Here is a 19,271-nt window from a genome sequence, read left to right on the forward strand (position 1 = left end):
TTCTTACAGTGTCTCGCCGCAATGCTTGCAGACAACGGTCTTCGTACCGTTCTCGAGCAGCTTGTGCGCCGGGCGGGTGGGCTTATCGCACTTGGGGCATACGCGCATCACCTTGCAAGCGCGCAGAGCGCCCTCGCGGGTGATGATGCCGCCGGTCTCGCCCTGGCGGCGGGGTTTGGTGTGGCACTTGATCATGTTGACGCCCTCAAGCACAACCATGCCCTTTTTCGGATTGACAGACAGCACCTTGCCGCGCTTGCCCTTTTCCTTGCCGGAAAGAACGACTGCGGTGTCGCCCGTTTTTACATGCAGAGTATTCATAATTCGGCGACCTCCTTACAGTACTTCGGGAGCCAGCGACAGGATCTTCATGTAATCCTTGTCGCGCAGCTCGCGCGCCACGGGCCCGAAGATACGGGTACCCTTGGGGTTTTTGTCTTCCTTGATGATAACGCCGGCGTTCTCGTCAAAGCGGATGTAGCTGCCATCCGCGCGGCGCAGGCCCTTGACGGTACGGACGATGACGGCCTTGACCACGTCGCCCTTCTTGACGCCGCCGCCCGGGGTGCACTTACGCACCGAGCAGACGACCACGTCGCCGATATTGCCGTACTTGCGCGCGGAGCCGCCGAGAACACGAATGACTTTCAGTTCTTTCGCGCCGCTGTTATCAGCCGCACGCAGAAATGTTTCCTGCTGAACCATGTGCTCTCCTCCTTACTTTGCCTTCTCGATCACTTCGACCAAGCGCCAGCGCTTATCCTTGGACAGCGGGCGGGTCTCCATGACCTTGACCTTATCGCCGATCTTGCACTCGTTGTTTTCATCGTGTGCTTTCAGCTTAAAGGTGTGCGGAATAACCTTCTTATACAGAGGATGCTGAACGCGATCCTCAATCGCGACGACAATGGTCTTATCCATTTTGTCGGAAACAACCTTGCCTACGCGAGTCTTGCGCAATGCTCTTTCGCTCAACTTCGCTTACCTCCCTTACGCCTTGTCCGCGAGCTGCTTCTCGCGGAGAACGGTGTTGACACGTGCAATGTCGTGCTTGACTTCAACGATCTTGTTGGTGTTGTCAAGCTGATTGGTGGCGTGCTGCAGGCGAAGATTGAACAGGTCCTTCTTCAGGTCGCCGAGCTTCGCAGTCAGCTCTTCGGCCGACAGTTCACGGATCTCACTTGCCTTCATCATGCTTCACCGCCATTCTTGGTCTCACGGGTTACGAATTTGGTCTTGCACGGCAGCTTATGGCTGGCCAGACGCATGGCCTCGCGGGCAGTCTCCTCAGAAACGCCTGCGATCTCAAACAGTACACGGCCGGGCTTCACAACTGCAACCCAGTACTCGGGCGAGCCTTTACCGGAACCCATTCGGGTCTCGGCCGGCTTCTCGGTTACCGGCTTGTCAGGGAAGATCTTGATCCAAACCTGACCGCCGCGCTTGGTATAACGGGTCATGGCGATACGGGCAGCCTCGATCTGGTTCGAAGTGATCCAGCTCGGCTCAGTGGCCTGCAGGCCGAATTCGCCGTAGGTCACGGTGTTGCCGCGGGTAGCCTTGCCCTTGAGGCGGCCACGATGCACGCGACGGTATTTTACTCTCTTGGGGAGCAGCATTAGCGGTTGCCTCCTTCCTGTCTTGCGGGACGGCCCTGGCCGCCGCCATTGCGGTTGAAACCGCCGCCGTTGCGGTTGTTAAACCCGCCGTTACGGCGGTCGCCGCCGCGGCGGTCGTCACGACGGCGGTCGCGGCGCTCGAACGCGGGCTTGGGCGCCTCGATCGAACGGCCCAGGCGCGGGCCGCCGGTCAGGACTTCACCCTTGTAGATCCATACCTTGACGCCGATCTTACCATAGGTGGTATTGGCCTCGGCGAAGCCATAGTCGATATCCGCACGCAGGGTCTGCAGCGGGATCGTGCCTTCATGATAGTGCTCGGTGCGGGCGATTTCCGCGCCGCCCAGACGGCCGCCGCAGGAAACCTTAATGCCCTTGGCGCCCATGCGCATCGCACGGCCCATGGACTGCTTCATCGCACGGCGGAAGCCGATGCGCTTCTCGAGCTGCGCCGCGATATTCTCAGCTACGAGCGTTGCGTTGGTATCGGGGTTCTTGATCTCGATGATGGAGCACTTGACCTTCTTGCCGTACTTGCGGGTCAGCTCGGCTTCGAGCTTCTGGATATCCTCGCCGCCGCGGCCGACAACCATGCCGGGACGCGCGCACTGGATCATGATTTTGATTTCGTCGTTCTTGCGCTCGATCTCGATCGCCGGAACGCCTGCATCGTACAGACGCTTCTTGAGCATCTTGCGGATGTTATAGTCTTCCACGAGGAGGTCGCCGAACACATTGTCCTTCGCGAACCAACGGGAATCCCAATTCTTGATAACGCCGACACGGAGACCGTTCGGATTTACTTTCTGGCCCATCGATTAACCTCCCTTATTCTTTCTCGCCAAGAACCAGCGTGATATGCGAGGTTCTCTTGAGGATTCGGAACGCACGGCCCTGTGCGCGCGGCATCACGCGCTTCATAACGGGGCCGGGCGCGACGTGCACCATCTTGACGTACAGCTTATCGGTATCCATGCCGTGGTTGTTCTCGGCATTGGCCACCGCGCTTTTGAGCAGCTTCGCCATAACTTCAGATGCAGCCTTGGGGGTATTCATGATGATCGCCATCGCGGTACCCGCATCCTTGCCGCGGATCAGGTCGCAGATCAGCTTGACCTTGCGCGGCGTCATGCGAACGTTTCTTACAATCGCTTTTGCTTCCATGTTTTCGTTCATCCTCCCTTACTTGCCGTTATTGGAGGTTCTGCTGCCCGCGTGACCACGATAGGTACGGGTGGGAGCAAACTCGCCCAGTTTGTGACCAACCATGTCCTCGGTAACATAAACCGGAACATGCTTGCGTCCATCGTGCACCGCGAAGGTGTGGCCGACGAACTCAGGGAAGATCGTGGAGGCGCGGGACCAGGTCTTGAGGACCTTCTTCTCGCCCTTCTCGTTCATTTCAACGACTCTTTTGATAAGCTCAGGAGCCACAAAAGGGCCCTTCTTGATACTTCTGCCCATATTACGTTAACTCCTTTCTCACTTACCGTTGCGACGACGAGCGATCTGCTTGTCGGTGCGGTGATTCTTCTTACGGGTCTTGTAACCCATCGCCGGCTTGCCCCACGGGGTGACCGGAGACGGACGGCCGATCGGCGATTTGCCCTCGCCGCCGCCGTGCGGGTGGTCGCACGGGTTCATGACAGAACCGCGGACGGTCGGGCGGATACCCATGTGGCGGGTACGGCCGGCCTTGCCGAGCTGGACGTTCGAGTGGTCGGAATTGCCGACAACGCCGATCGTCGCCTTGCAGTCCAGGCGGACATAACGCAGTTCGCCGGAGGGCAGACGGACCATCGCCTTGCCGTTTTCCTTCGCCATCAGCTGCGCGCCGACGCCGGCGGAACGGACCAGCTGCGCGCCCTTGCCGGGGTACAGCTCGATGTTGTGGATCACAGTACCGACCGGGATGTTCGCGATCGGCAGGCAGTTGCCGGGCTTAATGTCGGCCGCGGCAGAGGAGAGGACCTGCTGTCCTACCGCCAAGCCCTCAGGAGCCAGGATGTAGGCCTTTTCGCCGTCCTCATACTGTACGAGCGCGATATTCGCCGAACGGTTCGGATCGTATTCGAGCGTCAGGACAGTCGCGGGCATATCCATCTTCTGGCGCTTGAAATCGATGATACGGTACTTTTTCTTGTTGCCGCCGCCGATGTGGCGGACGGTGATACGGCCATAGCTGTTGCGGCCGGCGGTCTTCTTGACCTTTTCGAGAAGGCTCTTCTCGGGCTTCACCTTGGACAGGCCCTTGTAGGAAAGCACAGTCATATTTCTGCGCGAGGGCGTCGTCGGGTTGAAAGTCTTGATAGCCATTTGGATTTTCAACTCCTTAAAATCTGTTCGTTATCGGGGTGTCTTCCCCATAAATGCTCTCTCCCCACAGGAGGAGCTGTTCGGTCCGCCCTCGGGCTTAGACCATGTTATCGAAGATCTCGATCTTCTTCGAATCCGGGGTCAGCGTGACGACCGCCTTCTTGATGTCCGGGCGCTTGCCCACGTGGACGCCCATGCGCTTCCACTTGCCGGGCAGCTTGATCGTGTTGACCTTGAGCACCTTAACGCCGAAGATCTCCTCGACCGCTTTCTTGATCTCGATCTTGCCCGCGTCAGCCGCGACCTCGAACGTGTACTTGTTATCCTGGATACCGGACATCGAACGCTCGGTGATGATCGGCTTACGGATCACATCATACGTGAACTTCATTATGCGTACACCTCCTGGAGCTTTTCGACCGCCGCCTTGTCGATGATGAACTTGTCGGCGTTGAGGATGTCATAAACGTTGAGCGTCGACGCGATGGTCGTGCGCACGCCGGGGATATTGGCCGCGGACTTGACAACGTTCACGCGCACCTCGGGGGTGACGACCAGGCTCTTGCCGGTCGCTTCGATCGCGCCGAGGAAGCCAGCGAACGTCTTGGTCTTGATCTCGCCCAGATCGAGGCCGTCGATCACGACGATCTCGCCCGCAGCCGCCTTGGCGGACAGCGCGGAGAGCATGGCCAGACGCTTGGTCTTCTTGGTCAGCGAATAGTTGTAGGAACGGGGCTTGGGGCCCAGGGCGATACCGCCGTGCGTCCACTGCGGGGAGCGGATCGAGCCCTGACGGGCGCGGCCGGTGCCCTTCTGGCGCCACGGCTTAATGCCGCCGCCGCGCACCTCGGCGCGGGTCAGGGTCGACTGCGTGCCCTGACGGCGGTTAGCCAGGTAGTTCTTGACCGCGGCGTGAACCACAGTCATGTTGGGCTCGATGCCGAAAACGGCTTCATTGAGCTCCATTTCGCCGGTCTTCTTGCCGGTCATATCGTAAACTGCTACTGTAGGCATGTGGTATTCCTCCTCCCCTTACTTTCTGGCCGAAGCCTTCTGCGGGTTCTTGCTGACGCCAGCCTCGCCCTTGGCAACCTTGTTGTTCTTGACGGTGTTCTTCAGGAACACGATACCGCCCTTGGGGCCGGGAATCGCGCCGCAAACGGCGATCAGGTTGAGCTCGGGATCGACCTTTACAACGTCCAGGTTCTGCACGGTGACCTGCTCGGCGCCCATGTGACCGGGCATCATTTTGCCCTTCATGATCTTGGACGGGTCGGAGCACGCGCCCATCGAACCCTGATGGCGGTGCATCGGGCCGGCGCCGTGGCTCATCGGGGAGCGACCGGCGTTGAAGCGCTTGATAACGCCTGCGTAGCCCTTGCCCTTGGAAGTGCCGGTGACGTCGACGCAGTCGCCGCTCACGAACATGTCGGCCTTGATCACGTCGCCGATCTGGAACTTGGTGCAGTCCTCAAAGCGGAACTCCTTGAGGTACTTCTTAAGCGCGTCGCCCGCCTTTTTCAGGTGGCCGAGCTGGGGCTTGTTCAGCTTGCGCTCCTTCACATCCGCAAAACCAAACTGGACGGCGTTGTAGCCTTCCTTTTCCTCGGTTTTGATCTGGGTCACGACGCAGGGGCCGGCCTCGATGACCGTGCAGGGAATGACCTTGCCGGTCTCGTCGAAGATCTGGGTCATGCCGACCTTCTTGCCGATAATTGCTTTGTTCAGCATAGTGTATTTCCTCCTTAAAGGTTATTGGTTGACGGCTTGTGCCGCCAACATGACCTCGCCGCTGGAACGCGGCAGGGCTTCAAACCACCGGTGGGTTAATCCAGCGGCTTGTAAACAAAATTAAAGCTTGACCTCGAATTCAACGCCCGCCGGCAGGTCCAGCGTGGTCAGCGCCTCGATGGTGGCCTGGTTCGGGTTGATAATGTCGATCAGGCGCTTGTGGGTGCGGCGCTCGAACTGCTCACGCGCATCCTTGTACTTGTGAACAGCACGCAGGATGGTGACGATCTGCTTCTCGGTCGGCAGCGGGATCGGGCCGGAAACTTTCGCGCCGTTGCGCTTTGCGGTCTCAATGATCTTCTCGGCCGACTGGTCGATCAGCTCGTGGTCGTACGCCTTGAGGCGAATACGGATTTTCTGTGCGTTTGCCATGGTGTTTTTCCTCCTCGTATGTGTGACATACATTATAATAATGCGTCCACTCGTTACGGAGAGAAACTGCAACCCCGCCGTGTGTATCACGTCCGGGCATGAAAATAACCGGGCACACTTATCGTGTCAGGATCCGGTCAACAAAGAAACGAAGTGGTTCGTGCCATCGGCTTTGCAGCAGGGTGCTGCGAGTCCCGAATTTACGCAGGAACATTGCGTTTTTGCCTCGGGGCACAAATGCCCTCCGGCTGATAGCAGTTATCTCAACCGCCCGATTGTCGGACCTACTCCGCCGAAGTTACCTGCCAAACGGCAGCAATCTCCGGCATCATCGCGTTTTCCCCGCTTTCGCAGGTGCCTTTATAGGTTACTACGATTCTTTCCCAAAGTCAAGCGGTTTCTAGAATTTTCTCCATTTTTTCAGCCGAACTCCCATTTTGCCCAAAAAAGCCGCCCGCAGGCGGCTTTTTTCAGCTTGCTTGATAGGTGATCAGCAGCCAGACCTCGGCCTTGCTGTCGGTCACTAAATTGACGTCGTCGTAGGCCGACACCGCATATCCGGCTTTCTCGAGGCTGTCCAGAGTCTTTTCAATGACCGTCATGTTGTTTGCCACTGAAAAATAGGAGTAGCCGTTTTCGGAAACCAGCAGCGTGCCCTCCACACCGGGCAGTTCGCCCGAACCGGAAGCCAGATAGCAGCTCGCCACCCGCATGCCCTGCACGCCCTGCGGCAACGTCGGCGCACTTTCCATGTTATAAACGGCAGGCTTTTGCTGCGACTCGTCGGAAGCCGGCACCGCGCGTCCTTCGGGCGCGAGCGCCTGCATTTCAGGCTGGCTGCCCTCCGTCTGCTGCGAGATGACCGGCGCGGTCGGGCTGCCCACACCGCCGCCAGCGGCTGCCGGCGCGCTGTTATCGGAAGCCGGTTCCGGCGCTTGCGTCACATTCTGCTGTGCCTGCTCCCCATCGGTTTCCGCAGGCTCCACATCTTTTTGAGCCTGCTCGGCAATTTTCATCTGTTCCTCCGCGGTAAAATCATCTGCACCCGCGCCTGCCATTGTATCCGCCGCCGCATCGGCCGACGCGGCGGCACCATTGCCGCCCATATCTCCGCCCGCGGTACCGAAAAAGCGGCCCACGCCACCACCCAACACAACCATCACGACAACGGCAGCCGCGGCCACCATTGTAAATACCGGCATCCGGCGCACCGGGCGTTCGGGCTGCACCACAGTCAGCCGTGCCTCCTGTTCGACGCGCTCCATAATATGCTCATGCAGGCTTTCCGGAACCTCAACGTCCGCCGAAAACAGTTCCTGCATCTGCTCCAGATCCCGTTTCAGCGCGGCGCACGAGGGACATTTCTCCAAATGCTCGCCGAGCGCGCACTGTTCTTCCTCGGTCAGCGTGCCGTCGACGCTGTTTGAGCAGAGCAGCTCGAAATATTCACAATCTCTCATGCTTCCTCGCCTCCTCTCGATTCCTTAGACGAGGCGCCCGCCAGAATGTTCCCCCGCGAGAGAAGAACGCTGCGCAGAGCCAGCCGCGCCCGTGACAGGCGCGATTTGACCGTGCCCTCCGAAATCTCCAGCACTTCCGCGATCTCCGTATAGCTCAGGCCCGATACATCGCGCAGCAGCACGATGCGGCGGTGATCCTCCGACACCTCGGCGAGCGCAGCCGCCAGCTCACGGCCCAGCTCGCTGTTTTCCAGCCGCTCCTCGGGCGTCGGCGCGGAATCCGGGATCTCGCGTTCGCTTTCATCCTCTCCGACAAGCGGCTGCGTCTGCGGCGCGGCGTTTTTGCGGCGCGCAAAATCGACGCACAAATTCATGGTAATACGGAACAGCCATGTGGAAAAACCGCTGTCGCCCCGAAAGCTGTCCATCGCGCGCCATGCGCGCAGGAACGCCTCCTGCACGATATCGGCCGCGTCCTCAGGCGAGCCGCACGAGCGCAGCGCGACCGCAAACACGCGCTTTTCATACATTGCGACCAGCTGCTCAAACGCGGCGAGCTCGCCGCGCCTGGCCCGGGCGAGGATCGTTTTTTCCTCGTTCATGGCCGCCTCCTTTCCCGTCTGCGTCAGTCCTGTGTTGTCTGTTTGAGCTCCTCCACGATCGGATATAGGTCGTCCAGCCGCTCGAGCGCGCAAATGCGCGTTTTAAACGCTTTCAGCCCGCTCTGCCGCTTTAAATACCAGTTCACATGCCGGCGCGCCTCCAACATGGCGACACGCTCGCCCTTGTATGCCGCCGCGAGTTCGATCTGCCGCACGGCAATATCGAGTCGCTCCGCGAACGGGGGCAGCGGCGGGCACGCACCGGTCTCAAGCAGCGCGTTCGCCCGTTCAAAGATCCACGGGTCGCCGAGCGCGCCCCGCCCGATCATCACAAGGTCGGCTCCCGTGTGTGCGAGGATGCGCGGCACGTCCTCCGGCTCGGATACATCGCCGTTGGCGATCACCGGGATGGACACTGCGGCCTTGACCGCGCGGATCGCGTCCCAGTCGGCCTGTCCGCTGTATTGCTGCGCGCGTGTGCGGCCGTGTACCGCGAGTGCGTCCGCCCCCGCCGCTTCGGCCATTTTGGCAAACTCCACGCAGTTTATGCTGTTTTCGTCCCAGCCCTTGCGGAATTTGACCGTCACCGGCACGTCGACCGCGCGCTTAACCGCTTCGATGATCTGCGCGGCGAGCACGGGCGTTTTCATCAGCGCCGAACCGTCCCCATTATTCACTATCTTTGGCGCGGGACAACCCATATTAATGTCGATCATATCACAGCCCGAGACCTGCCGCGCGATGCGCGCGCCCTCGGCCATGCTTTCAGGGTCGTGCCCGAACACCTGCGCTGCCGCCGGATGCTCGTTTTCGCCCAGCGCGAGCAGGCCGGGCGTTTTTTTATCCTGGTAGCAGAGCGCGCGGGTCGAAACCATTTCGGTATAGGTCAGCGCCGCGCCGTGCTCGCGGCAAATCTGCCGAAACGCGCGGTCGGTCACGCCGGCCATGGGCGCCAGTGCGAGCCGTCCTGAAAGGGAAATGTTTCCGATGTGCATTGCTCTCCCCCTACGGCGAATTTTCACGCATTACATTTTAGCATAGTTCCCCACTTTTTGCAAATTTCAAAGCGATAACAAAAGAAAACCGCCGCAATACGCGGCGGTCTGTCAAAACATGGTTAGTATTTTCTCGCTGAAGAGGTAGCCGAAGGAAATGAGTGCGGTGTTCCAGACTGCAATACCCAGCGCCGACCAGCCGATAAACCACTTGACCGGCACGCGCAAAAGCCCCGCCGGGATGGAAACGATCGTCCGCAGCACCGGGATGATGCGGCAGAACGCAAGCCCGCGCCCATGCTGCACGTTAATATACGCATGGCATTTATCGACAAACGACTGGAACTTCTCACTTTTGCCGAACAGCTTGTGCATGATGGGTTCACCGCCCCAATAGCACAGCCCGTAAAGCACCAAGCTGCCCATCAGCCCGAAAATGACCGAGAGCGCGATCGTCAGCACAAGCGAAAGCTCGCTTTGCGCAATCAGCACGCCCATGCACGGCATGATAACGCCCGCCGGGAAAAAAGGCAGATTCATATATTCGCAAAAAATCACCGCGCAGATCAAAATCAGTCCGTATTGATGGAACAGTCCAAAGAACTGGTCGGCTGTCATGCCCGTTCCTTCTTTCCTATGTTTCTCATTCCTCACTTTATATAGTAGTATAACAAGCGGCCCCTGCCGAAACAAGTGGCAGGGGCCGCAATTGACAATTTATTTACAAAATAAAGACCGCGAGCAACCAGATCAGGCAGCACAAAAACGCGCCGGACGCGAACGCCAAAGCGAGCTGCGCCACTGTGAATCGCCTGCGCGCATAGCGGCGCGTCGGCGTGGCTGTCAGATATCGGTCGGCAATGCGGCAGGCCTCCCGCAGCACCTCGCGCTGCGGCACGGTATAATCGCGCACCAAAAAAATCGCCTGTTCAAAAAGCGCGTGGTTGTCCGGCTCCACAACGACCACGCGGCGGCTGACGCCCTTGACCATAACACTCGAAACCTCCCTTTTACCGGCAGTATGCCCGGCAAAAGGGAGGTTTAACCATCTCAGCTTTTTTCCACGCGCAGCACGAGCGCAGTGCGGTCGTCATCCGCGCCGCGGCCGCGCGCTTCCTGCACCAGCCGGGCTGCCAGCTCCTTGGGGCTTTCGCCCGCGTGGTTTTGCAGCGTTTCGATCACCCAGCCGTCGTCCGTGCCGTCGCACACCCCATCCGACAGCATGACATACAGATCGCCATGACCCAAGCGGAGCGGCACTGCATCTGCCTGCTCGTCCTGTTCGGCAAGGCCGATGGGCAGCGTTTTACAGTCCAGGCGCGACCATGTGCCGCCCGCGCGGAAATAGGTGGGCGCCGCGCCGCATTTGAGGCTCTCCGCGCGCCCGGTGAACAGGTCGAGCGTCAGCACGTCGAGCGTGACAAAGCGCGTGCCGTCCGACCGGAGCCGGAACGCGGGCGACACCGCTTTGAGCGCGTCCGTAGGCGTGATGCCCGCCCGCAAAAAGCGTTCCATGGACGACAAAAGCGTCCGGCTGTCCTGCGCCGCGGCCGCGCCCGTGCCCATGCCGTCCGCAAGCAGCAGGCAGGCCACGCCCGCGTCGGTCAGGAAATAGCAGCCGCTGTCGCCCGAGACCGACGACCCCTCTTTTTGCTGCCGCCCCGCGCCGACGATCACGCGGTACGGTGCGCGCTCGCGCAGCACCAGCCGCGCGCCCAGCTCGTCCTCCACCTTTTGAGGCGCGGCCAGCCCGACGCCGATGAGCGCCGACAGCCCGGCGGTAAAGCCCGCGCCCTGTTTCAGCACATCGTCGATGCCCTCGCCAAACAGCTCGACCACCATGCGTCCGCCGCCGTCCCGGAATACCGCTACCCGCTCGATCCAGCCGAACGCCGCCGCATACCGCCGCACCTGCTGCTCGCGCAGGGGCTGGGCGGTATAGTCCTGTGTGGCTTCCGCGCCGATCTGGCGCAGGATGTCGGTGATGCCCGCATATTGCCGCGCGAGCAGGTTCTGATGCTCCTCCTCCTGCCGCCGTGCGCTCTGCCGCTCGCGCAGCGCGAACAGCGCGCTGTTGATGGCGCGCATCAGTTCGGGCAGATGCACGCAGCGCGAAGCAAAATGATAGGGGAAATCAGAAAGCTCGGCCCTGCCTCGCTTCAGCATGGGCTGCGTCACGTCGTTCAGTGCGGATAGCGTGGTCACATAATCGCGCTGCCAGCACTGCGAACACAGCACACAGTTTTTGCACACGCGGTCGCTCGCCTTATCGAATACGACGCGCACGTTCTGGTCGCCCGCAGCGCGGCCCGCGCTCGCGCCGGTCAGCATGGCGAGGTACAACTCATAAAACGCCTGCGCGACCTCACTTGCGCACTTGCCCGCCGACTGCCGCACGCGCAGACCCGCGGCTTCGCCCATCAGCGTGTCTGGCAGCAGCGTCTGCCGCAGCGCGCTCCAGACAAACGGCGGCATCGCCGCAAACAGTGCGACCGCGCACACCGTCTCTAAAATGAGCGGGACAAACAGTACATTATCCGCGCCCAAAAGCGCGGCGCACAGCCCCGCGCCAAGAGCTGTCAGCGCGAACCACGCGCGCCCATGCTCGCGAAACAATCCGGAAACCAGTGCGCACAAGCCAAAGCCGCAGGTGAACAGCGCGCCCTGCCCCGCCGCCAGATCCATCGCTGCGCCAAACGCCACGCCTGCCGCTGCGCCCGTGGTCGAACCGCCCAAATAGGCCGCCGCAAGCACGATCAAAAGCCCCGCGATCCGTGCGGGCGCGATCAGGCTGAAAATTTCCAGATCGGAGAGTGACAGCAGCACGGTCGCCGCAAGCGCCAAGAGCGTTGCAGGCCGCCTCCAATCATTTTGCTCGCGCGGGGGCGACAGCGCTATACCGTATACCATACAAGCGGCAAAGGTCAGCGCCTGCGCCGCGGCAAAGGTCATCAGCACGGGTATGGTGAGCGCTTGCCCCACCGGCAGGAATACAAATGTACAAGCCGCGCCCGAAAGCGCCGCGATCACGGGCGCAAACCATGCCCTTTTGACGATTTTAAGTCCGCCGCATACGTTGACTACGCACAGCACGAGCAGCGCCGCCGCCGCATATACCGCGCTGCGCGTACCGCCTTGTAGCAGCATCGCGCCGAAAAACACGCCGCCGATCGCCGACAATCCCGCGCCGCGCACCATGAGCGCCGCCGCCATTGCAAGTCCGAAGGGGGCATAGCCGCCGAGCACCGTCCCGCGTGCGAGCACTGCGCAAAGCGCAAAACGCTCAACGCCGCGCAGCACAAAATGCAGGCGTTCTTCATTCATTGCCTGTGCAAGCCGGGCCGCCGCCCAGCCGACCGCCTGCGGCGCGGTCCGTTTGGTTTTCTGCTTGTCCATCTTTCGAATGCCTCCCTTGTTTTTCCAGTATAACCCAGCAAATGCGCGGACTTTGCCGGAAAATAGGCCCGGAAATAGGGTTCTCACGAAAATAGGCATGGAAAAGCGGTGCGGCGCATACCATGGAGGCGAAAGGACGGTGGGGAATCAATGACGCATGGAATCGACGTCAGCGAATTTGACGGCGAAATTAACTGGACCCAAGTGAAGAATGCCGGCATCCAGTTTGCCATCCTGCGCTGTGGATACGGCCAGAGCGGTCAGGACTTCCGGTTTTCGGATTATTACGCCAATGCAAGGCAGGCGGGGCTTCCTCTGGGAACGTATTTTTACAGCTATGCGCTGAACACGGCTGCGGCCGCCCGCGAGGCCCAGCATACACAGCGGCTGATCGAGGGCAAATCGTTTGAGTTCCCGGTCTGGCTCGACATGGAGGATGCCGACCATTATAAAGAAGAGCACGGTTTTTCTTTCACACGCGCCCACGTGACCGCCATCTGCCAAAGCTGGCTTGAGGGAATGCGCCCGTCGGGGCGAAAGCTGGGCGTCTATGCGAGCGAATATTGGCTGGAAAACTACATTGATGTAGCGGCGCTCGGCAGCGACTGCGGCATCTGGCTTGCCCAGTGGAGTGAGCGCCCGACATACGCGGGGCGTTACGACGTCTGGCAGTACACCGACCGGGGCCACGTGCCCGGCATTGCGGGTGCAGTAGACATGGACTATGCTTATACGGATTATGAGGAGGACGACGAGGTGACGCAGGAGCAGTTCAACCAGATGATGAACACCTACTTAAAGCAGCTCGAGGCGCAGACGCCCAGCAACTACGCCAAGGAGGCGTGGGCCAAGGCCACGGAAAAGGGCGTGCTGGACGGCACCGGCCCGCGGCTGTTTTCCACGCGCGAGCAGCTTGCGGTCGTGCTTGACCGGCTCGACCTGCTGTAACAAAAAAAGAGCGGCTGTTGCCGCTCCTTTTTATGCCGCCATGCTTTGGATCAGGCCGCCGAGCCCTTCCCGCTCGAAGATATCCCGGTAATAAGCAAGCTCGCCGCCGATGATCTCATCGATCGCTTTCATGCCCAGCATTTCTACCGGGGCCTTGTCGTCAGTGAGCAGCCGTCCGCCCGGCTGATAGGGTGTCAGCGCGGCGGACACCTTGCCCATCATCTCCGCGAGACTCCTGTCCTGCAAGCCGCCGGCCGCGCGCGCGAGGTTGTCCGCGCACGCTGGGTTCAGTCCTGCAAACAGCTCGCAGTTGGTCGTATTCGGCACGTCCGCCGTCCATACGTGCGGGAACACTGAGGCGATCGTGTCGGCCAGATAGTCGTTGATCGAGTTGTTCTCCTCGGAATACATATTCATGTTGACCACGAGCACGCCATCCTCCTTGAGATGGCCGCGCACCAGCTCGAAAAACTCGACTGACGACATTTGGAACGGAATTGTGATATCCTGATACGCGTCGACCATAATGACGTCGTACTGCTTGTCCGAAGCGGCGAGGAACGCGCGTCCGTCATAGGTGGAGACCGGTATATCGTCCGGCAGATCAAAATAATCGTAGGCAAGACCTGTGATCTTCTCGTCGATCTCGACGCCCTCGGCCGTGATCTGCGGGAAATACGTCCGGCACTGGCTGGCATAGGTGCCCGTGCCCATGCCGAGAATGAGCAGGTCGAGCGGCTGCGCCGGGTCCGCTCCCGTCATCAACGGGGCGGCGAGCGCGTAATCGTAGTAAAGTCCGGTCAGCCCGCCCGCTTTCATCTTGATCGACTGCACGCCCGCCATGACGTTGGTCGACAGGATGACCGAGCGGTCGGTCTCGCGCACCTGCAAATAGTTATAGATAGATTCGCCCTCAAAGAGCACGCCGTTCTGCCAGAATGCCAGCCGCACCTGCGGCGCGGCAAGGCAGCTCACGGCAAAGACGCCCGCGCTCACGCCGCACAGCACTTTCTTTTTATTCGTCCCCGACAAAAAATAGACAAGCCCGAGCGCGAGCAGGATGCCCGCGAAAATCAGGAACGTGACCGAGGTGCCGAACGCCGGGATGGTGAGGAAGGTCGGCGTGAACGTGCCGATGATGCTGCCGATGGTGTTCAAAGCGTTCAACGTGCCGACTGTGCGGCCGTTGTCCTCGAGGTTATCCATCGTGTATTTGGCGAGCGACGGCGTGACCGTGCCCAAAAGCAGCAGCGGGAACACGAACAGCGCCATGCAGGCCGCGAACGCCGCCCAAACCAGAAACTGCTTCTGAATAAACACCGCCAGAACGACCGATATCCCCGCGATCACATAGGTGCCGACGAGCGGGATGAAAGCGATCCATACCGCCGCGAACAGCAGCCGGCGGTAAAGCCGGTCGGGGTCGGGGTTTTTGTCCGCGCTGCGGCCGCCCCAGACGTTGCCGAGCGCCATTGCGATCATGATGGTGCCGATGATGATGGTCCACACGATTTGCGACGAGGAAAAATAGGGCGCAAGTAGACGGCTGGCACCCAGCTCGACCGCCATGACCGACATGCCCGCGAAAAACTCGGTCAGATACAGAAAATATTTGTTTTTGAGAATACTGCGTTTCATGGATACGCTCCTTTCGCCCCCGTCCGGCGGCACTGGGGTTTTTACCAGTATATCACTTTCTGCCCAGACGCAGTCAATGCCTTTGTATTGATTTTCGGCAAACGCCGCAAAAAAGCCTATATCCCATATGGGATATAGGCTTTTTATCATCGGGGCCGGATCAAGCCGGCTGTATCAGGTTTTCTTTCACCGTTTGTTCGATTGCTCGAGCCAGCTGCAAACGTGTCAGCTTCCCTTGTGTGTCCGCAAGCGCGGCCGGCGCGGCCATATTCTCCGCTTTCAGCAGCGCAGACAGAGTTTGACCGGTAAGCGGCGCGTCCGGGGAAAAGCCTTCCGGCAGAAGCTCCTGTTCCGCCGCCCAAGCGCAGTAGCCCGCACGCCAGCCCTTCGAATGGTCGACCGGAGCGCCGGACAGCCGCGCCAGCACCGCCAGTGCCATTGCACCGTCAGCCGTAGCTTCTGGCTCAAATTTTCCGCCGCCCACGCCGTTTAGAATTCCACGTGCAGCTGCAAAGGATACCGCAGCGTCTGATACATCGCTGAACGCCGACGGACGGGAAACCACTGTATAACGGGACAGGTGCCCGGTCGCAAACGTCAGCTTGCCATCCGCCCACGCGCAATTCCGGACGATCTCCTCCGTGCCGTCGTCCCGCAGCCAGCAGGCCACCAGAGACGACGGGTTTTCCTGCGCCGCCGGGGCATAGGGCAGCGCGACCGTCACCCGGCCATTCCCAAACTGGGAGATTTCTTTTCCGCCGGCAGTGATCTGGATATCATATACCGGCACAGCGCTAGCCGCCGCCGTACTCTTTTCCACCGAAACCACAACGTCTTTCGCGCCCGCTGCCTCGACTGCGCGCAAGCTGTCCGCGTCGAGCGAAATATCCGCGACAGGCGTCTGCAGCGTCACCATCGGCGTTTGCCGCTGCGCCACTGTTTCAAACAGCGAATCCGGCAGGCTGACGGCGACCGCTGCGCTGTCCTGCTTGGCCGGCGCCTGCAAAACAACGGCTTCGCCCGGCTTTTCCGCCTTTTGTACGGCGTCGGATACCATCTGGCCTGTGATCGTGACCGTCGGCTTGGCTCCCGTGCCGGACGGGGCGCTGCCGCCGCCACCGCCGCCTGAGGAGGTGCCGGTATTCGTCTGATCCTGTGTGCGCATGGCATTCCAGGGTGCTTTGTCAAAGCCTTTTGCCCCGGCCTTATACTTCAGGATAGTGTTGGCTCCGAACGAGCCCGCCGTGCCTCCCGTGAATTCCGGCGCATCCCCCGCGAAAGTCAGTTCGCGCACGTCACATCCCGCGAATGCATCCTTGTCGAGCAGGGCGAGCTTTGCAGGAAGCGTGATGCTGCCCAGCCGTTTGCAGTCCGCAAACGCGCGCGGTTCGATCCGCTGCAGCTCTTTGGGCAGATAGACCAGCGCGAGCTTCGCACATCCGGCAAACAAACCCTCAGGCAGCGTTTCAACGCTGTCCGGCAGGGAAACCGAGCTCAAATAAACACAGTTCTGGAACATCTCTTTGCCCAGCAAGGTAACGCTTTGCGGAATCGTCACATACGCCAGATTGCTGCAAGCCGCAAACAGGCGGTCTCCCAGCCCGGTCACCGTCTTGCCGTCCAGCGTCTGCGGAAGAATGATCTCCGTGCGGTCGGCCAATTCCCCGTTTACTGCCGTGATAATCACGCCGTCCCCACGGCTGTCCGTCACAAAGCTGTATTGCTCCTCCGGCTTAATCGCGGACGCGTCGCCCTCGACAAACGGGAGCTGCTGGTCCCACGCGGGCCAGGCGGTTTTGCCCGTCAGCGTATTGCTGGAGGACCCGGTGAAGCCGATGCTGTCCGCGAGCGTGACCTGCACGCTCAAAGTCGTGCCGACCGGGTATTGGCTCACCGTATAACCGAATGTCGCATGCGTGGGGGTTCCCCCACCCACGAAGTGGATAGGCTGCGGCAGAGTATCGCCGTTCAGCGTGGCTGTCAGCGCGCCGGAGGGCGCGAGCGTCGGGTCAGAGATATCTCCGTTTACATAGGTTTTAGGCGTCACGTCGACTGTCAGCCATAGGATCAGCTCGTCCTGCCGGCTGTGCTCGAGCACGGCGGACAGTTTGACCGCGGTCGGGATCGGCTCCGGTCCTACGGGCTTGCCCTCTTCGGGAAGGGGCTGCAAATCAATATAATCCACGTCCCAAATACTGCCGGAGCCAAATCCATCCGCGTTTGCAGGGTAATAAACGGTGATCGTCTGTCTGGCCTCGCATGACTTAAGCGGATTGTAAAGCCGCTCCGTATGCGTCAGCGCGTCGGTCGAAACCGGCGCGTCCCCGCGGAACGTCACCTGCCGCAGCGCAGGCATATAGATCATGGCGCGGGAGTCGAGCGTTGTGAGCGATGCGGGGAATTCGATCGACTGCAACGCTTTGCACTGCTCAAGCGCGTATGGTTCAATGGTAACCAGCCCGTCCGGCAGCTCGACCGACTGCAGCGACCAGCAAAAGTTAAACACGCTGTTTTTCAGCACGGTCACGCCCTCCGGGATGCGGATGGAGCGCAGCATCATGCAGCCATAAAAAGCGAATGTGCCCAAGTCTTTTAGGTTTGAGGGAAGCTCGATCCCGGCCAGCGTGCTGCACGAATGAAACGCACTGTTGCCGATGCGTGTGATAGAATCAGGCAGCGAAATATCAGTGAGCGCTTTGCAGTCGGAAAACGTATATGCCGGCAGTTCGGCAAGTCCTTCGGGCAGGCGCACGTCGCGCAGCGCTTCGCAACCGGAAAAAACACTGATCCCCATGGCCTGCACCGTATCGGGAAACTCGGCGCGTTCAAGTTTTTTGCAGCTTAAAAACAGCTCATTGGGCAGCACCGTTACCCCGGCGGGGACGGTAAATTCCGTCAGCCCGCTGCCCGCAAGCGCACCGTCGCCCAAGGTACGCACGCTGTCCGGCAGCGAAAGCGACTCCATTTTCCTACAGCCATAAAACGCTTTTTCTTCGATAGCCTCGACGCCGTCCGCGACGGTCACATCCCGCAGGTTCCAGCAGTCATAAAACGCTTTTGCGCCAACCGTACGCACGCTCGCCGGGATCGAGACCTGCGTCAGATCTGTGCAGCCGTAAAACGCCTCCTTGCCGATCGCGGTCACGCCCTCTTCGAGCGTCAGCGATTGCAGGTTGTCGCAGTTATAAAGGAAGCCATCCGGCACCGTGCCGCCCGCAAAGGTGATCGCGGTGATGTTATCGCAGTTTCCCAGCACTTTGCTGCCGATCTCCTCCACCGTGGCAGGGATCGACAGTTCGGTCAGCCCGGTGGAGGCAAGCGCGCTGTCGCCGATGCGCTCCAGACCATCCGGCAGCTCGATAGCAGACAATCCCGCGCCGTAAAACGCGCTTTCCCCAATGGTTTTTAAGCCCGCCGGGAGCGTAATATTACCGAGCGGCGCACAGTTGTAAAAAGCATAACCGCCGATCGCCTGCACATCTTCGGGTACGGCAAAGCCGTCCCCCGGCCGGTAGCAGGGGTAGTACAGCAGCTCGCTCCCGTCCGCCGAATACAGCACGCCATCTATGGATTGGAAATGTTCGTTCCCCTCGGCCACGCGGATCTCACGCAGCCCCGCGCCGCCATCTTTTCGGTAGAACCCGATAAAATACGGATCGATTCGCTCGACAGTCGCGGGGATAGTCACGCTTTCCATATAATAGCCGCCCACGCCGCTGAAGATCGACGCGCCAAGCGCGGTCACCGGCTTGCCGTCCAACTCATCCGGCAGGACGCACTCTTTATCCATGACATTTTTCACCTGTGTCAGCGTCACCCCGGTTTCATTAGCGACATATGTATACATGCCGTCCTCCGTGGACGCCGCCAGCGCAGGCACACTTTGCAGCATTGCAAATGCGCACACCAACGCTAAGATCCGTTTCACCCTCATTTCAAACACTTCTTTTCCTCAAAATATTTATTTCCATGTATCTCCATTATATCACGCTGGTTACACAAAATCTCACTCAAAATGTACAAATCTTTGATATGTAACTTGTTGTTTCTGTCGCCTTTTATGCGCAATCAGCCGTCATACGCAAGCAAAAAGTCCTGAAAGCTGTTTGATCAGACAGTTTTCAGGACTTTTTA

Annotated in this window: 22 protein-coding genes; 1 reads left to right on the forward strand and 21 read right to left on the reverse strand. The window is 59.9% G+C overall.

Features of this window, described 5'->3' with window-relative positions; translation table 11 throughout:
- Nucleotides 1–3 precede the first annotated feature (3 nt).
- The 19 genes from rplX to SO058_RS04135 form a co-directional block, all read right to left on the reverse strand.
- A complete protein-coding gene (rplX, locus tag SO058_RS04045; RefSeq protein ID WP_320841719.1) occupies nucleotides 4–321 on the reverse strand; it encodes a 50S ribosomal protein L24 in 318 nt (105 codons plus the stop codon).
- Nucleotides 322–336: 15 nt separating this feature from the next.
- On the reverse strand, nucleotides 337–705 hold the full coding sequence (gene rplN / locus SO058_RS04050; protein WP_320841720.1) for a 50S ribosomal protein L14: 369 nt from the start codon (nucleotides 703–705) through the stop codon (nucleotides 337–339).
- A 12-nt stretch (nucleotides 706–717) separates the two neighbouring features.
- A complete protein-coding gene (gene rpsQ, locus SO058_RS04055; RefSeq protein WP_320841721.1) occupies nucleotides 718–975 on the reverse strand; it encodes a 30S ribosomal protein S17 in 258 nt (85 codons plus the stop codon).
- Nucleotides 976–990: 15 nt separating this feature from the next.
- Entirely contained in the window at nucleotides 991–1,191 is a 201-nt protein-coding gene (gene rpmC, locus SO058_RS04060; RefSeq protein ID WP_320841874.1) for a 50S ribosomal protein L29, read from the reverse strand.
- Entirely contained in the window at nucleotides 1,191–1,619 is a 429-nt protein-coding gene (gene rplP / locus SO058_RS04065) for a 50S ribosomal protein L16 (protein WP_320841722.1), read from the reverse strand. The genes rpmC and rplP overlap by 1 nt, the downstream gene beginning before the upstream one ends.
- Entirely contained in the window at nucleotides 1,619–2,434 is an 816-nt protein-coding gene (rpsC, locus tag SO058_RS04070; RefSeq protein ID WP_320841723.1) for a 30S ribosomal protein S3, read from the reverse strand. The genes rplP and rpsC overlap by 1 nt, the downstream gene beginning before the upstream one ends.
- A 13-nt stretch (nucleotides 2,435–2,447) precedes the next feature.
- Entirely contained in the window at nucleotides 2,448–2,783 is a 336-nt protein-coding gene (gene rplV / locus SO058_RS04075) for a 50S ribosomal protein L22 (RefSeq protein WP_320841724.1), read from the reverse strand.
- Nucleotides 2,784–2,801: 18 nt separating this feature from the next.
- Nucleotides 2,802–3,083 (reverse strand): 30S ribosomal protein S19, encoded by a 282-nt coding sequence (gene rpsS, locus SO058_RS04080; RefSeq protein WP_320841725.1) that lies wholly within the window; start codon nucleotides 3,081–3,083, stop codon nucleotides 2,802–2,804.
- Between the two features lie 18 nt (nucleotides 3,084–3,101).
- Nucleotides 3,102–3,935 (reverse strand): 50S ribosomal protein L2, encoded by an 834-nt coding sequence (gene rplB / locus SO058_RS04085; RefSeq protein ID WP_320841726.1) that lies wholly within the window; start codon nucleotides 3,933–3,935, stop codon nucleotides 3,102–3,104.
- Nucleotides 3,936–4,032: 97 nt separating this feature from the next.
- The gene (rplW, locus tag SO058_RS04090) at nucleotides 4,033–4,326 is read right to left on the reverse strand and encodes a 50S ribosomal protein L23 (protein ID WP_320841727.1); all 294 of its coding nucleotides are present in this window, start codon (nucleotides 4,324–4,326) and stop codon (nucleotides 4,033–4,035) included.
- A complete protein-coding gene (rplD, locus tag SO058_RS04095; protein WP_320841728.1) occupies nucleotides 4,326–4,949 on the reverse strand; it encodes a 50S ribosomal protein L4 in 624 nt (207 codons plus the stop codon). The genes rplW and rplD overlap by 1 nt, the downstream gene beginning before the upstream one ends.
- An 18-nt stretch (nucleotides 4,950–4,967) precedes the next feature.
- Complete coding sequence (gene rplC, locus SO058_RS04100) at nucleotides 4,968–5,663, reverse strand: 50S ribosomal protein L3 (protein ID WP_320841875.1); 696 nt, start codon at nucleotides 5,661–5,663, stop codon at nucleotides 4,968–4,970.
- Nucleotides 5,664–5,786: 123 nt separating this feature from the next.
- Complete coding sequence (rpsJ, locus tag SO058_RS04105; protein WP_031475667.1) at nucleotides 5,787–6,098, reverse strand: 30S ribosomal protein S10; 312 nt, start codon at nucleotides 6,096–6,098, stop codon at nucleotides 5,787–5,789.
- A gap of 470 nt (nucleotides 6,099–6,568) precedes the next feature.
- Nucleotides 6,569–7,558, reverse strand: a complete 990-nt coding sequence (locus tag SO058_RS04110) for an anti-sigma factor family protein (RefSeq protein ID WP_320841729.1) — start codon at nucleotides 7,556–7,558, stop codon at nucleotides 6,569–6,571.
- Complete coding sequence (locus tag SO058_RS04115) at nucleotides 7,555–8,160, reverse strand: RNA polymerase sigma factor (protein ID WP_320841730.1); 606 nt, start codon at nucleotides 8,158–8,160, stop codon at nucleotides 7,555–7,557. The genes SO058_RS04110 and SO058_RS04115 overlap by 4 nt, the downstream gene beginning before the upstream one ends.
- A 23-nt stretch (nucleotides 8,161–8,183) precedes the next feature.
- Complete coding sequence (gene dusB, locus SO058_RS04120; protein ID WP_320841731.1) at nucleotides 8,184–9,155, reverse strand: tRNA dihydrouridine synthase DusB; 972 nt, start codon at nucleotides 9,153–9,155, stop codon at nucleotides 8,184–8,186.
- A 111-nt stretch (nucleotides 9,156–9,266) separates the two neighbouring features.
- Entirely contained in the window at nucleotides 9,267–9,773 is a 507-nt protein-coding gene (locus SO058_RS04125) for a DedA family protein (protein WP_320841732.1), read from the reverse strand.
- 103 nt (nucleotides 9,774–9,876) lie between these two features.
- Nucleotides 9,877–10,146 carry a hypothetical protein gene (locus SO058_RS04130; RefSeq protein ID WP_320841733.1) on the reverse strand — a complete coding sequence of 90 codons (270 nt, stop codon included), beginning with the start codon at nucleotides 10,144–10,146 and terminating at the stop codon, nucleotides 9,877–9,879.
- A gap of 59 nt (nucleotides 10,147–10,205) precedes the next feature.
- Entirely contained in the window at nucleotides 10,206–12,551 is a 2,346-nt protein-coding gene (locus SO058_RS04135) for a SpoIIE family protein phosphatase (protein WP_320841734.1), read from the reverse strand.
- 150 nt (nucleotides 12,552–12,701) lie between these two features.
- Here SO058_RS04135 and SO058_RS04140 point away from each other — a divergent pair, with 150 nt between their 5' ends.
- The gene (locus SO058_RS04140; RefSeq protein WP_320841735.1) at nucleotides 12,702–13,499 is read left to right on the forward strand and encodes a glycoside hydrolase family 25 protein; all 798 of its coding nucleotides are present in this window, start codon (nucleotides 12,702–12,704) and stop codon (nucleotides 13,497–13,499) included.
- A gap of 30 nt (nucleotides 13,500–13,529) precedes the next feature.
- Here the strand turns inward: SO058_RS04140 and SO058_RS04145 are convergent, their stop codons facing one another.
- Nucleotides 13,530–15,137, reverse strand: a complete 1,608-nt coding sequence (locus SO058_RS04145; RefSeq protein WP_320841736.1) for a spermidine synthase — start codon at nucleotides 15,135–15,137, stop codon at nucleotides 13,530–13,532.
- A 160-nt stretch (nucleotides 15,138–15,297) separates the two neighbouring features.
- Nucleotides 15,298–19,071: a leucine-rich repeat domain-containing protein gene (locus SO058_RS04150; protein WP_320841737.1), complete on the reverse strand. Its 3,774-nt coding sequence runs from the start codon at nucleotides 19,069–19,071 to the stop codon at nucleotides 15,298–15,300.
- Between the last annotated feature and the right edge of the window lie 200 nt (nucleotides 19,072–19,271).

The organism is Agathobaculum sp., assembly GCF_034098985.1.
Classification (GTDB): Bacteria; Bacillota; Clostridia; order Oscillospirales; family Butyricicoccaceae; genus Agathobaculum.

What these genes read in the sequence shown, in the direction of transcription:
- rplB (WP_320841726.1), bottom strand. Translation starts at nt 3,935, where the DNA reads ATGGCTATCAAGACTTTCAACCCGACGACGCCCTCGCGCAGAAATATG.
- SO058_RS04135 (WP_320841734.1), bottom strand. Translation starts at nt 12,551, where the DNA reads ATGGACAAGCAGAAAACCAAACGGACCGCGCCGCAGGCGGTCGGCTGG.
- SO058_RS04110 (WP_320841729.1), bottom strand. Translation starts at nt 7,558, where the DNA reads ATGAGAGATTGTGAATATTTCGAGCTGCTCTGCTCAAACAGCGTCGAC.
- rpmC (WP_320841874.1), bottom strand. Translation starts at nt 1,191, where the DNA reads ATGAAGGCAAGTGAGATCCGTGAACTGTCGGCCGAAGAGCTGACTGCG.
- rpsJ (WP_031475667.1), bottom strand. Translation starts at nt 6,098, where the DNA reads ATGGCAAACGCACAGAAAATCCGTATTCGCCTCAAGGCGTACGACCAC.
- rpsC (WP_320841723.1), bottom strand. Translation starts at nt 2,434, where the DNA reads ATGGGCCAGAAAGTAAATCCGAACGGTCTCCGTGTCGGCGTTATCAAG.
- SO058_RS04115 (WP_320841730.1), bottom strand. Translation starts at nt 8,160, where the DNA reads ATGAACGAGGAAAAAACGATCCTCGCCCGGGCCAGGCGCGGCGAGCTC.
- rplV (WP_320841724.1), bottom strand. Translation starts at nt 2,783, where the DNA reads ATGGAAGCAAAAGCGATTGTAAGAAACGTTCGCATGACGCCGCGCAAG.
- rpsS (WP_320841725.1), bottom strand. Translation starts at nt 3,083, where the DNA reads ATGGGCAGAAGTATCAAGAAGGGCCCTTTTGTGGCTCCTGAGCTTATC.
- rplX (WP_320841719.1), bottom strand. Translation starts at nt 321, where the DNA reads ATGAATACTCTGCATGTAAAAACGGGCGACACCGCAGTCGTTCTTTCC.
- rplP (WP_320841722.1), bottom strand. Translation starts at nt 1,619, where the DNA reads ATGCTGCTCCCCAAGAGAGTAAAATACCGTCGCGTGCATCGTGGCCGC.
- dusB (WP_320841731.1), bottom strand. Translation starts at nt 9,155, where the DNA reads ATGCACATCGGAAACATTTCCCTTTCAGGACGGCTCGCACTGGCGCCC.
- SO058_RS04150 (WP_320841737.1), bottom strand. Translation starts at nt 19,071, where the DNA reads ATGAGGGTGAAACGGATCTTAGCGTTGGTGTGCGCATTTGCAATGCTG.
- rplN (WP_320841720.1), bottom strand. Translation starts at nt 705, where the DNA reads ATGGTTCAGCAGGAAACATTTCTGCGTGCGGCTGATAACAGCGGCGCG.
- SO058_RS04125 (WP_320841732.1), bottom strand. Translation starts at nt 9,773, where the DNA reads ATGACAGCCGACCAGTTCTTTGGACTGTTCCATCAATACGGACTGATT.
- SO058_RS04145 (WP_320841736.1), bottom strand. Translation starts at nt 15,137, where the DNA reads ATGAAACGCAGTATTCTCAAAAACAAATATTTTCTGTATCTGACCGAG.
- rplD (WP_320841728.1), bottom strand. Translation starts at nt 4,949, where the DNA reads ATGCCTACAGTAGCAGTTTACGATATGACCGGCAAGAAGACCGGCGAA.
- rplW (WP_320841727.1), bottom strand. Translation starts at nt 4,326, where the DNA reads ATGAAGTTCACGTATGATGTGATCCGTAAGCCGATCATCACCGAGCGT.
- SO058_RS04140 (WP_320841735.1), top strand. Translation starts at nt 12,702, where the DNA reads ATGACGCATGGAATCGACGTCAGCGAATTTGACGGCGAAATTAACTGG.
- SO058_RS04130 (WP_320841733.1), bottom strand. Translation starts at nt 10,146, where the DNA reads ATGGTCAAGGGCGTCAGCCGCCGCGTGGTCGTTGTGGAGCCGGACAAC.